This is a genomic window from Methylotetracoccus oryzae (assembly GCF_006175985.1).
Lineage (GTDB): Bacteria > Pseudomonadota > Gammaproteobacteria > Methylococcales > Methylococcaceae > Methylotetracoccus > Methylotetracoccus oryzae.
Genome location: NZ_SRSH01000018.1, coordinates 18,257 through 31,514, shown reverse-complemented (window position 1 = coordinate 31,514; position 13,258 = coordinate 18,257). Strand labels below are relative to the sequence as shown.

The 13,258-nt window shown below is 59.7% G+C and carries 8 protein-coding genes and 1 pseudogene; all 9 read left to right on the top strand.

Annotation, left to right across the window (positions count from 1 at the left end):
* Positions 1-191: 191 nt before the first annotated feature.
* A pseudogene (locus tag BWR02_RS21360) lies at positions 192-407 on the top strand (cation:proton antiporter domain-containing protein); the annotation flags it as partial.
* A 133-nt stretch (positions 408-540) separates the two neighbouring features.
* Positions 541-687 carry a hypothetical protein gene (locus BWR02_RS21355; RefSeq protein WP_236102354.1) on the top strand — a complete coding sequence of 49 codons (147 nt, stop codon included), beginning with the start codon at positions 541-543 and terminating at the stop codon, positions 685-687.
* 121 nt (positions 688-808) lie between these two features.
* Positions 809-1,792 carry a TIGR00341 family protein gene (locus tag BWR02_RS16550; RefSeq protein ID WP_139559028.1) on the top strand — a complete coding sequence of 328 codons (984 nt, stop codon included), beginning with the start codon at positions 809-811 and terminating at the stop codon, positions 1,790-1,792.
* An 81-nt stretch (positions 1,793-1,873) separates the two neighbouring features.
* Positions 1,874-2,749 (top strand): GGDEF domain-containing protein, encoded by an 876-nt coding sequence (locus BWR02_RS16545; RefSeq protein WP_139559027.1) that lies wholly within the window; start codon positions 1,874-1,876, stop codon positions 2,747-2,749.
* Positions 2,750-2,912: 163 nt separating this feature from the next.
* Positions 2,913-4,127 carry a cation:proton antiporter gene (locus BWR02_RS16540; protein ID WP_139559026.1) on the top strand — a complete coding sequence of 405 codons (1,215 nt, stop codon included), beginning with the start codon at positions 2,913-2,915 and terminating at the stop codon, positions 4,125-4,127.
* A gap of 614 nt (positions 4,128-4,741) precedes the next feature.
* Positions 4,742-6,778: an anti-phage ZorAB system protein ZorA gene (gene zorA / locus BWR02_RS16535; RefSeq protein ID WP_139559025.1), complete on the top strand. Its 2,037-nt coding sequence runs from the start codon at positions 4,742-4,744 to the stop codon at positions 6,776-6,778.
* Between the two features lie 3 nt (positions 6,779-6,781).
* Positions 6,782-7,492 carry an OmpA/MotB family protein gene (locus BWR02_RS16530; protein WP_139559024.1) on the top strand — a complete coding sequence of 237 codons (711 nt, stop codon included), beginning with the start codon at positions 6,782-6,784 and terminating at the stop codon, positions 7,490-7,492.
* Positions 7,489-9,246 (top strand): EH signature domain-containing protein, encoded by a 1,758-nt coding sequence (locus BWR02_RS16525; protein ID WP_139559023.1) that lies wholly within the window; start codon positions 7,489-7,491, stop codon positions 9,244-9,246. Before BWR02_RS16530 ends, BWR02_RS16525 begins: the two co-directional genes overlap by 4 nt.
* Positions 9,247-9,264: 18 nt before the next feature.
* Entirely contained in the window at positions 9,265-13,026 is a 3,762-nt protein-coding gene (locus tag BWR02_RS16520) for an SNF2-related protein (RefSeq protein WP_139559022.1), read from the top strand.
* Positions 13,027-13,258 lie beyond the last annotated feature (232 nt).

The following is a 13,258-nucleotide window of genomic DNA, read 5'->3' as shown; positions in this document are numbered from 1 at the left end:
CGACGCAATTTGGAGGTTCTGGATCTTGGGATGGGACTCGGTGTCGATGGCCTTCGTCTGGACGCCATCCCCTATTTGTACGAGCGCGAGGAGACATCGTGCGAGAACCTTGCGGAAATCCATGCCTTTTCAAAAGATTGCCCGCTTTGATCACCACATCCTGTTGGCGAAAGCGAACCAGTGGCCGGAAGATGCGGCTGCCTATTTTGGCGATGGTGACGAATGTCACAGGAATTTCCACCGCGGCGGGAATGGTGGTGGCGCTTGCCATCCGCGACGAGGCGGGCGAGGTGCTAGGACAGAAACTGGAAGCGATCGGCTTCGGGTTCCTAGTCCCGATTTTTTTCATCTCGGTCGGCATGCCGTTCGACCTTACGGCACTGTGGTCCGGGCCCTCGGCGCCCATTCAAGTGACGATTCTGCTGAGCCTGTTCATTTTGGTGCGTGGCGTGCCGCTGGTGGCGTACCCGGGGGGTGTTGCAGGCTGGGGAGAGACTGCCGTTTGTCCTGTATTCAGCGACGGGGTTACCACTGATCGTTGTGATCTCCGAGACTGGTGTCTCGTCCGGAGTGATGAGCGCGGATCGGGCCGCGGTGTTGGTCGGTGCCGCGATGATCTCGGTGCTGTTATTTCCCGCCCTGGTGGCACGATGGGAACGCACGACATCGGGTGGTTCCGGGGCGTGATCATTCCGGCATCGTGGCGGGTCGCAAGACACCCGCATGGGGCACGGCACGGAACCGCCGGACGTCGGCGCCTGCCGACCCCGTGTGTGACAGTCGGGGCGGGTAGCAGGGTCACACACCCATGAAATACGTGGAAGTGGTGCTGGATGACTCGAGCACGCGAACCGTTGCCACGATCGCCGGGAAGGCGAGGGCGGTCGATCTCCGCGTCGGGCCGGTCGGGCCGGATGGGCTGCGCACGACGCGTCTGTTGGTCGGCGACGATGAACTGCAGTTCGTGCTCGACGCCTTGCAGAGTGCACTGGGGGCCCAACCGGGTGCACGGATCGTGGTGCTGGCGGTGGAAACCATTCTCCCCCAACCGGATGAGGCAAAACGCAGGAAGGAGGATGCGGCTATCGCGGCGCGTGAGGCCCTGTACGAATCCGTTGAGCGAAGCGCGCAACTCGACCTGAATTTTCTGATGCTGGTCATCCTGTCGACCGTCGTTGCAGCCATCGGCCTCATCGAGGACAACGTGGCAGTCGTCATTGGGGCCATGGTGATTGCCCCGTTGCTTGGTCCGAACCTGGCATTGAGTCTTGCCACCGCCTTGGGTGACACGGTCCTGATGCACAAGGCGGTAAGAACTCTCATCGTGGGGATCGCCGTGGCTGTGGCTCTGGCAGCCGGAGTGGGGATGCTATGGCCCGACCCCACGGCGAGCCGCGAGTTGTTGTCCAGAACCGAGTCCGGTGTCGACGCGGTAGTCCTCGCACTGGCATCGGGCACTGCGGCCGCGCTGTCATTGACGACTGGCTTGTCAAGCGTGCTGATGGGCGTCATGGTGGCGGTTGCGTTGCTGCCCCCGGCGGCGACACTCGGTATCATGTTGGGCGATGGCAACCTCGCGGCCGCGATGGGTGCAGGGTTACTCTTGTTGATCAACATTGTCTGCGTCAACTTGGCGAGCAAGCTGGTCTTCTACCTGAAGGGTATTCATCCGCGCACCTGGGTTGCTAAGGAAAGCGCTCGCAGGGCGATGCGGGTTTATGTGATTGGCTGGATTGTCACACTCGTTATCCTGGTCTTGATCATCCATGCTCGGTCATCGTTCCGAATGTAGGGGTGCGCGCGACTGTTTGCGGGGTTGACGCAGGCTCTGTCAAGCGTGAGGACTGGCGCGCAGGGGTGAATCGAGGACGCCATGCTGGCCCGATGCCTTCAATCGTTCATGAATCTCGCGCTGAATCTCGATGTGACGCGTCGTTGGGTGTGGTCCCTGTTGGCCATTGCGATGCTCGCGGTTACTGTTTTGCTCGATCTCGTGTCGGGCGCTGAGTTCACGTTTGCCTTGTTCTACGCGTTTCCGGTACTGCTGTTGGCATCGTCGCAAGGGATCGCGGTGGGCATCCTGGTGGCGCTGGCGGTTGGTGGCGCCTGGTTTTACGTGGACTACACGGCAGGTCGCCACGCTCTTGCGTCAGGCGCCTACGTCTGGAGTTTTTTCTCACGCTGGGTGTTACTGGCCTTGCTGGCCATGCTGACGGCTGCCCTAAAGAGTTCGCTCGCCCAGCAGGCGGCGCTGGCACGGACCGACCCGCTGGCCGGCCTGCTCAACGGGCGGGCGTTCCGCCGCGCTGCCGGGCAGGAAATCATTCGTAGCGGGCGGTACCAGCGGCCCTTGACATTCGCCTTTCTGGATCTGGACAACTTCAAGGCGGTCAATGACAGCTTCGGGCATCGTTGCGGAGACGAACTCTTGCGCCGGATCGGGGCGGTCCTGGCCGAAAGCGTGCAGCGCAGCGATCTCGTCGGCCGGCTCGGCGGTGACGAATTCGGGATCGTGTCTTCGGAGTGTGGCCCGGACGAGGCACGTGCCGCCTCGGTCAAGGTCAGGAATGCCGTGTGGAAGGTATGCGCCAGTCAGCGCGCCGCGGTCGCCGTGAGCGTGGGTGTGGTGACGTACACCGCCCACTCGATGGCGGATTCGGTCGATACCATGATCGAACAAGGTGACCGGCTGATTTACGAAGTCAAGAGCGGGGGAAAGGACGGCATCCGCTACCAGGTTGTTTCTTGAGTGCTCCGGCAGTCGCTACAACGAGGGGCGGGCGGAGTCTCCGGAGTGGCGTTGGGGCGGTGGGCATCGTACTGACTGCAGCCGATCCGGCCGCGGCAACCGCGGCGCATCGATACCGGTGCCGCTCAGCGCTTGGTGCTCACGTGGCAACGCAGGAGGCGCTATGGAGGTTCACACCTTCTTTCTGCATCTGATGGTGATACTTATCGCGGCACGGTGTTGCGCGGAACTCGCCGCGTGGTTGCAAACCCCGCCCGTAGTGGGTGAGCTCTGCGCAGGCATCGTGCTCGGGCCCAGCGTCCTGGCTTGGCTGCAGCCGGAACCGGTGCTCAGGTTGCTGGCGGAGATCGGGATCATCCTGCTGCTCTTCGAAGCCGGTCTCGATACCGACATCCGTCAGTTGGCGCGCGCCGGTGTGAAATCGGCTCTGGTCGCCGGCGCCGGGTTTGCGCTGCCGTTCGCTCTTGGCTGGGGGCTGTGCGAACTGGTGTTCGGTCTGCCGCGACTGGTTTCGCTGTTCGTGGGCGGCACGCTGACGGCCACCAGCATCGGTATCACCATCCGCGTGCTGACCGACCTCAAGCGCAGGCACCAGCGGGAAGCCCAGATCGTGCTGGGTGCCGCGGTCATCGACGACATTCTGGGGGTCGTGCTGCTTGCCGTCCTGTACGAGTTTTCCATCGCCGGCGCGGTGCAATGGTCCAACGCCGGCAGGGTCCTGGTGTTCGTCGGCATTTTTTTCGTCCTGGCCCCGGTCATGGCAAAGCTGCTCGCCTTGCTGGTGCGCCATTTGCACGCGGCCTCGAGGACGAAAGGCCTGATCCCGACAGTGATCGTTTCGCTGGTATTGTTCTTCGCCTGGCTGGCGCACGAGGTCGGGGCCCCGGAGATGCTCGGCGGATTTGCCGCGGGCCTGGCGCTGTCGCGGCGCTTCTTCCTGCCGCTCGGCGTCGCATTCCATACCGACAGCGACTTTGCCGAGCGCGTCGAGCAGGACATGCAGCCCATCGTTCAGTTGTTCACGCCGATCTTCTTCGTCATGGTGGGATTGTCGTTGGACCTGACCACGGTCGACTGGGACTCGCCGTTCATCTGGATGTTCTCTGCCCTCGTCTTTGCCGTGGCGCTTGCGGGCAAGATGGCCGGAGCAGCCTTTGCCGGTGAGCGGCCCCTGACTACTCTGGCCATCGGACTGGCGATGGTTCCGCGTGGCGAGGTGGGACTGATCTTCGCTCAGCTGGGCCGCAGTTCCGGCATCCTGAGCAACGAGATCCATGCGGCGCTGGTCATCGTGATCGCGCTGACCACGCTATTGCCGCCGTTTCTGATGAAGGCGTTCTACGCGCGGTTCGGACATCGCTTGAGCCGCGGCGGTTAGATCAGGGCAGGAATGGTCGGCGTGCTTGCCGCAGGACAGGAGACGCGACCGCGCGGGCTGGGCGGAAGGACAGTTACCCTTTCACCGCACCGGGAAGCACCTGATGTCACCGTTCCCGCTGGACTTGATCCGCCTGGAGCACCAATTCTTCCGAATTAGACGGCTCACACCCCACTATCGTAGTTCGCCCGCTCCACGACTCGTGCGGGGGTGCACTCTGCTCCCTCTCGCCAATGCCTTTCCTCACGGGTTTCCTTCACCCCCTAGAGCCGGGGGCTGTCGACAGTCTGTCAATCGTTAATTTCAGGATTGAGAGCTTTGCGCTATCCCGTCATCTACAACAAAAGCGGTACTATCTAAGGCACCCGTTGAGGCACGACCAGAGCGTTTTCCGATTGGCTACGGAGCGCACGATACCGGCGTTCAACTTTGGCGGTTATGTCGAACTGATAGCAATCCTTGCGCTAAAGTTCGGCGCAGGTTCGTTAGCTTGTTCAGTCCGAGAGATGGCATAGTTGGGTTGATATACCTATGCACCGTGATGCTTGACCGCAACGCTAACGGAATAGGAGCCGACTCCCAGGGAGTACGGTGCGATAGACAGGGAAGATTAAGTGTTTAACATCTCAACGATTCCGACCAGCCTCTTGGTGACGGGTGGTTCACTGATTGCCTTGCTGATCGCCTTCCTGGCCATATTTCTTCTGCCCGGGACAATCCACTGGTTGCGGCTAAGGAGGATTCTCTCGGGGATCGAGGCGTTTGAATCCGCTACACCCCCCGGCGAGTTCAAGAAGTTGTTCGCTGGTGATAGGCAGCTCGCTCACCTTTGGGCGGAGTACCAGGAGTCCTTGCACCTTCAGCGTGAAGAGCGCGACGGCCAGCTGCAGGTATCGGCGGTGCGCTCCACCGTCACGGCTGATGCCTACTTCAATGGTCAGTTCGTCGTTGATACCCGTCTGCACACGGAGTTCTTCAAGCATCTCCCCGGCATCTTCACTGGCTTGGGCATCATCGGGACGTTCTCGGGACTGATTGAAGGACTGCGTCGTTTTCAGGTGAGCGAGAACGCGGCGACGGTTCGCATCAGCCTCGAATCGCTGATGCACGCCGTCGGCGACGCCTTTCTCATCTCTGCCGCAGCAATCGGGGCTGCTATGGCGGTCACGTTTTTAGAGAAGCTGCTTTTGGCCGCGCTCTACCGCAAGGCGGAGTCAATTGCCCACGGCATCGACGCCCACTTCGAGGCCGGTGCTGGCGAAGAGTACCTTTGTCGCTTGGTCAACGCCTCAGAAGCGTCTGCCAGTCAGTCAAAGATTCTCAAGGACGCGCTGGTCAAGGAATTGGGTGACATCCTGCGAGAGCTCACCGCGGCCCAATTGGCGAGCGGCCAACAGCTCAATACGCAGTTGGCGCAGCGCATCGACGACACGTCCAATCGACAGGTTGCGGCGGCGCGCGAAGACAACCAACAGTTGGGCGACGTCATCGCCAGCAGCATTGAACGGACTCTCAAGGAGCCCCTGGACAAGATTGCCGGTTCAGTTGCGAAAGCCTCTGGGGATCAGAGTGCCACCGCGGTCAAGATGCTCAACGACATCATGGTCAGTTTCAGCCAGCGGCTGAATGACCTGTTTAGTGGCCAAATCAACGGCATCAACGAGATGAATCGGCAAACCGCTCAGGGTATGCAGGACGCGGTCGCCTCGATTAACGCACTGGTCGGTAGGCTTGAGGATAGCGGGAGGAAGACGACGGACGACATGGCTGCTCAGATGGCAGCCTCCATCAAGGCCATGGAGGAACGTCAAGCCAGCATAAACTCGCAGACCGAGGCGTTTGTCGACCAGATTCGGCAACTGGTCCAGTCCTCTCAGACGGAGACCCAGCAGAAGCTGCAGTCCACGCTGGACTCTATCGGTCAGCAGATGATCACCATTCTGAGCAAGCTCAGCGATTCACAGGCGAAGGCGTTCGAGGATAATTGGGCGCGAGAACAATCGATGGCGGAGCGGGCCTCCACGGCCGTCGCGACGATGACCGGCAGCGTTGAGGCCGCCGTTGAGAAGATGTCAGCAGCTTCCCAAACGATGGCGCAGAGCGTCTCGACTCTAACCACTGTCACGGCCGCAACGGTAGACAAGATGAGTGCAGGCGCCAACCGCATGGATACAGCCGCCGCAAATTTCGCAGTGGCCGGCGACCGGATCACCGCGATCATGGGTCAGATCGCCACGGTCAGCGGCAAGCTCACGGAACTTTCCGGGGCGCTAACGACAAGTTCGGGTGCGCTTTATGACGCCCTTCGGGACTACAAGGCCCAGCGCGACTCCGTCAGCACGCTCCTTGCCGACGTGCGCTCGACTGTCGAACTGGCAAGGAGGGAAGCCAGCCTCACTGAGGATGTGCTCAACCGAATCGAGACTTCGACCAGCAAGTTGAGCGATGCGCAGAAGGCCGCCGACGAATACATGGACGGCGTAAGCCAGGTGTTGGCCGACTCCAGCGAGGCGTTCCGCGAGTCCGTCGTCTCGACCCTAGCCAAGGTTAATCATGAGTTCCACACCAAGCTGAACAGCGCGGTTGGCCTGCTGTCCGCTGCGGTTCAAGAACTTGAGGTCACGCTCGGCAGTTTTACTCCGAGGCGCTAAGCGGTGCTGGGTAAACGTGTGATAGGGCGCAGGGTCAATCGTGACGAAGCCGAGAAGCCCTTCTGGATTTCCTTTGCTGATCTGATGACAGCCTTGATGGTTCTGTTCCTGGTCGTCATGGGTGTCGCCCTGTTGGCCGTCACAAAGAATGTCACTGAGCGGGAAAGGAAGCAGGAGCAGCACCGGAAGAACATTGAGGAAATCATGAGGCGCTTCGAGGAAGCCGCGAAGCGTCATGAGGGCATCAAGGTCGACAAGCAGCGCCAGGTCATTGACTTCGGGCAGCGGGCTCGATTTGCCTTCGGTGATTGGCGCCTGACCCCCCAGCAAGAGGATGTGCTGCGCAGGTTCGTGCCGGAAATCTTGATGCTGGCCAACGACGAACTGGGGAAAAGTATCCTCAAGCGCATCGTGGTTGAGGGCTACACAGACAAGACCGGGACGTATCTCGCCAACCTTAACCTCAGCCTGCAGCGCAGCCAAAAGGTGCTTTGCACCATGTTCGCCACCACTGGCCAGAGCCTGCTGAGTGACGACCAGAAGGAGCAGGTTCGGGCCTTGTTTTTCGTAGGTGGCTACTCATTCAATGCGGCAAAGGATACGGATGAGGAGAGCCGAAGGGTTGAAATGCGCCTCGAATTCCTTGGCGTCGATGAGAACCGAACAGCACCACCAGCAAGTGCCCGTAACTTTGGCGAGTGTGCACTGCGATGAGAGCACTCGACCGTCTCTCCGTCCTGCTTCAAAACAGCGCCAGGATTGAAGAGCGGCCATTCTCCGCCACTGATGAGTTGGAGACCGTCATTGCCGCGCTTCAACGGCACAATAAGGCTGGGGCCAGCATCAACGTCCCCCGGGACCTCCAGCAGGCAGCCGTTCGCAAGTTTTGGGATGCGCTGCAATTCGAAAGCTTTAAGGACGCGCAGTCGGTGTCATTTGGTCTGTGCGTGCCGAGCCGACCTTCCGGTCCCTGTGTCATGGAGGACCGGCAGAGATTCGTGGCGGTTCTGGATGCCAAGACGGGTGTAGACCAGTGGATCAATGAACCCCGCTGGTACCGGCGCTGCTACCAAGGCCTCGTGCGGAGCTACTTCGCCTACGATGTAGACCATGCGCCGGCCGTAGGAAAGCAAAACTGGGCCGAGCTTCGGGACTACCTCTACGAGCGCACACCGAACATCGTCGACAGTAAGAGTAATCCCGAGTGGGTCACCACTGCCGTGGACAATCGACAGTTGTTCGGTAAAGACCCTTGCGCGCCTTATGCCTCGGACGTGCTTACCGGAGACTCGACCAAGATTGACCGCGTGTGTGAGCAACTCGGCGTGGTCAAGTCGTCCTGGCTTCTGCGCGAACTGGTGCTTTCCCCGGTGCGGCAAGCAACCGAGTTCGATCATGAGCGCTTCAAAGGGCTTATTCCTCGGTTGCTTGAGCTTTTGGCGAACAACCAGGTCCTCCGCGACCGAGGCCTTATCCTGGTCCTGGACAAATACGCATCGGCGAGCCACCCAGGCATCAATGAGCCACTGCGCAACGCATCAGTGGAGTGGTGGGGCAACCCGTGGTTGCCCTCGAACGAGATGCGTTGGGGTGGAGTGGTGCCTGCCGCACGGGAGATGGTCTCCGAGTGGCTCAAGCGCGAGTTCATCGAAGCCTTCTTTACCAAACTCGCCGAAGACGGGGTCGGCGACCGCAGGCGCGCCAATTTCTGGCTGCGTTACGTTAAATCAGTAAGCAACATCCAATTCGCCCTCGGCGCACGCGCGCTGAATTCGCGCGACCGTGATTACGAGGTGCTACGCACGAAAATGAAGGGGTTGTTAACGGAGCTCAAGACGAATGACAGCTCAAATAACGCCTTCATCATGACCCTCGGGGACTTGGTCGCCGTGGAGTTCGGTGGCATGGGCAACGCCCTTTATGGCTATGACGCGCGCAAGTCGCTTCCGTTTGATCTCTCGCGCGAGGTTGTGACAACGGTGAATGCACCGAACTCGCTCAAGCACAGTCAGCGTATGTTGTGGATGCAACATCAGGACGGCATCAAGGGTTGGAGCAAGTGGGAAGACATGTTCGAAGCAACGTTGAAGGAAAGTTTCGATATCCGCCCGGACGCAGCGGCGAAACGAGTGACAGCGCGAATCGCTGCGCCCGGTGCGGTGCCTTCAGCAGATTCTCTTCCTGTCTCTGGTCCGGACCCGCACGAACTCGAACCGCCACTGGCGCCAACAGACCAGAATTCTCCTCCTCGAGGCGTCGGGCCTGGCGCTAAGCACCAACATGGTAATGAGGCGTTCAGCGCGATCGCCCTCCACTCTTTTGCCCGGGCTCACAAGCTCAGGATAGAGGACATGAGCCAGCGAAACGGCAACCTCTGGGTAAGGACAGGCACGGATGACCTGAATGTCAACATGGTGCTTCGGGACTGGGGCTTCCGCTACAAACCGGGCAAGGGCTGGTGGCGATAGGACAATAGGCAGGTCAACATGGTTTTCTTAACTTCCAAGAAAGCAGCGGCCTCATTTCCTGACCTAGCGTGGCATCGCCGTCTCTCAGACCAAGGGGTGCATGTCGGCCGAACAGGTGGCGGCATCCATGTTTCCAGTGAGTTGCTGCCGGGCTACCTCGCACAGCTTGTGGACGATGGTCTGGCCGAACAGACCGCTGACGAAGCGGTACTCATTGCATGGCACGGCCTCTACGAGGCCCTTGGGAGTCCTGGCTACGACGAACTGGCTGCGGTGCTGGAACTGCCGCTGTTCACATCCAGTGCGGTCGCGCTGCAGAGCCGAAATTCGCTAACCGATGATGACTTTTCCATTGTCATCGCTGGTTGGCGTTCTGAGCGGGCCGGCGACCAGCCGGAGGTTGTCGGTGCGATGCTGGTTCGCGATGAGCGTATGGAACTCATGCGTCCCGAGCAGTGGGAGCTGTTCTCCGAGGTCCGCAGCTTCTCCCGCCGAACGCCAGATCAGCGAAACGAGAATTTTCACCGGCAGTCGTGGGGACGAATTCGCAGCCTGGCATTGAAGGCTGGTGCGCTGCTGGATGACTTCCTCCATCGGTCGGTGGTGCTCACCCCCGAGCGGCTCGAGATCGGTCTGCGCAAGACCCACCCCATTGCCGACGACAGCGTCATCGAGATTGAGCCCACTTTCGCGGGGGCTCCACCCGACTGGTTGGAGCGATTCGACAACGCACGAGAAGTTCTGGACCGGTACGACGTTGTCACGCCGGACGGCATCGTCCAGGTGCTCATCACCCCCCAGGTCAAGACCGTTCTGCAGGAGGTCAAACGGTTGCCGCTGCGTCGCGTCGCTGGATCGCGCGCACAAGCCTTTATTCTCAACCCTTATGCTGCCCTGGGGCCAGATGCGCAAGACGTTATTGACGAGGCGCAGTTCGAGGCGGCTCGCGAAGCGGCAGGTCTGCAGTATGAGCGCTTCGCACCTGTCATCGAACGGGACGCGACCGACTACCCGTTGCGCGTGGGCCTTCTCATCGAGTCGGCATCAGCTGCCGGCCCGGCAAGCTCCGAAACGGAGTGGCTCACGGACCAAGATTTGGCCAAGTTTATCTCGCGGCTTGAGATAGCCCTCGACAGGGGCTTCCCGCTACAGGCGTGGAACGGCTACGACCTTGAGCTACAGGGCGACACACCCGCGCACCTCGCTGAGCTGAAAGAGGCACTGGAGCGGCGGCGCATTCCATCCGCCATGGTCTCGTATGCCCAGGTTCACGACCTGAGCATGTACTCGACGCGCATCGAGGGTATCGGAATCGACAAACCATACTACTCACCCTACATCGCCAAGAAGAAGGACGACGAAGGCTGGTTCCCTGAGAACGTTCTGCCTGTGATTGGGTATACGCCGGAGGGGTATAACGAGCCTGTGGCCGTGGCGGTAACCAAAGACGCTCTGCACAAGCTTCGCGAAGCGTTGCGCCACGCAGAAGCCGCCGGCCGGGATACCATTGAGGTCCCCGGGCTAGACGAGCCAATGCCGGTCAAGGAAGCCAAGGAGATTATTGCGGCGATCGACAAGGCTCTCGAAGAGGTTAAGCATAAGACCTTCGACCCAGAGGCCAAAGCGGCCGTGGACGGGGATAGCCTTGGTGCTCGAAAGACCCTTATCTTGAGGGCGAACATTCAAGCTGTCGACTACGCCGAACAGCGCCGAGAAGCGCTACTAGCGTTGCCTGAGAATCCTGAGATTCCTCAGGGCCTGAGCGCGAATTTCTCACTTTTACCCCATCAATTGCAGGGATTGGCGTGGCTGCAGCACTTGCACGGGTCGCAGGCAAGGCACCATGTTCGAGGAGCCGTGCTCGCCGACGACATGGGGCTGGGGAAGACCTTTCAGCTATTGGCTTTCATGGCGTGGCTTGTCGAGAAAGACCCAGACGTCGCACCAATGCTGGTGGTGGCACCCGTCTCCCTGCTGGAGAACTGGAAGGAGGAGGCAGACAAATTCGTTCGCCCTGGCGTGCTGCCAATTCTCACCGCATACGGCGAGTCGCTAATGCCGCTTCGGGTTCCTCGCGCGGCCATCGACGTCCGCCTGCGCAGCGAAGACGGCCTCGTGCGATTCCTCAAGCCCGGGTGGGTTGGTAGCGCGAAGGTGGTATTGACTACGTACGAGACGCTGCGTGACCTAGAGTTCTCCTTCGCCGCAGAGCGATGGTCGGTCATGGTCTGCGATGAAGCGCAGCGGATCAAGAATCCCGCAGCGATGGTCACCCGTGCCGCGAAAAAGCAGAATGTGGCCTTCAAGGTCGCTTGCACGGGTACACCGGTAGAGAACACTCTGGCGGACTTGTGGTGCCTGTTCGATTTCATCCAGCCTGGCTTGCTTGGCGCGTTGAACGACTTTGGGCAAAGGTATCGAAGGCCCATTGAGGCGAAGAACGACGAGGAACGCGCGCGGGTTGAGGAACTGCGGACGCACATCTCTCCCCAGATTCTTCGACGGACGAAGGTCGAGGTAGCCAAGGACCTGCCGCAGAAGGTCATCGACGAGGCCTGCAGACGGCTTTCACTTTCAACCGCGCAGCGCAGCCTATACGCAAAAGCGATTGAGGACTTCAAGAGGCGCAACGACCCAGCGGCTACCGTTCCTTTCAAAAACCATCTGGGGTTGCTGCAGTATCTTCGGCTGGTCTGCACGGATCCACGGCGCTACGGCCTGTCAGCCTTCAAGCCTGAGCCCCTGGCAGAGTATCGAGCGAAAGCCCCTAAGCTGGACTGGCTCCTGGCGCAGTTGGAGAGGATCCGTGTGAGGGATGAGAAGGCAATCGTCTTCTGTGAGTTCCGAAACGTCCAGCGCTTGCTGCAGCACTACATCGAGCAGACCTTCAACGTTCGGGCCGATATCATCAACGGTGACACAAGCGCATCGACAAGCCACACCGCAAGTCGACAGAGGCGTATCAAGGCTTTCCAGGAGAAGCCTGGCTTCGGGGTTATCATTCTTTCACCGTTGGCGGTTGGTTTCGGCGTGAATATCCAGGCCGCTAACCATGTCATCCACTATACCCGGACTTGGAATCCAGCAAAGGAAGACCAGGCGACGGACCGGGCCTATCGAATAGGCCAGAAGAAGGATGTCTACGTCTATTACCCCGTCGTGACTGCTGACGACTTCTCGACGTTTGACGTCAAGCTTGATCAACTGCTGACCAGGAAGCGCGAGTTGGCCAGAGACATGTTGAATGGCGCTGGCGATCTATCCCCGGCAGATTTCGATATCGCAGACGTCGTTCCTGAACGCGATGCTGCAGAGTTCGAGGAGCGAATTGACCTTGACCTGGCGCTCCGCATGGAGTGGAGACACTTCGAAGGATTGGCTGCCGCCCTCTGGAGCAAGCAGGGCTTTGACGTTTGCTACTGTACGCCGAGTGGTAACGACCAAGGCGTGGATGTCGTTGCCATTTCCGGCGGTGTGGGAGTCCTGATTCAAACCAAGACATCCAGCACTGACGGGACAAAACTAGGTTGGGACACGGTTAAGGATGTTGTCGGTGGTGAGGCATTCTATCGTCGACGACATCCAAACGTTGTGTTCCAAAAGGTGGGATTGACGAATCAATTCTTCAATGCGCAAGCTCACGACCAAGCTGAGCTAAATAAGGTTATCCTCATCGACCAACCGATGCTCGGTGACTTGCTGAATCGGTATCCGGTGACAATTATTGAAGTAGAGCGGCTGCTGTATTCGAACTGGGATATTGAAACAACGTGCGAATGAAAAAAGCCGACCCAGTCCAGAGAAACGATGGATCCGTCACGCGTCGGACATTTGCAGCAGAGCTGCCGACTATCTGGTGATGCTGTTTACTGATGTGACCAGTAGTTGCTACTGCAGCCAAACCGGGCACGACCGGATGTTTTGCGGAGCCGCCTCAAGACGGTCCTTCCGCGCAAATAGTGGAACGTGGAAAAAGCCTGACTGTTTGAAAAAAGCTGCCCGGGGTGAGGGA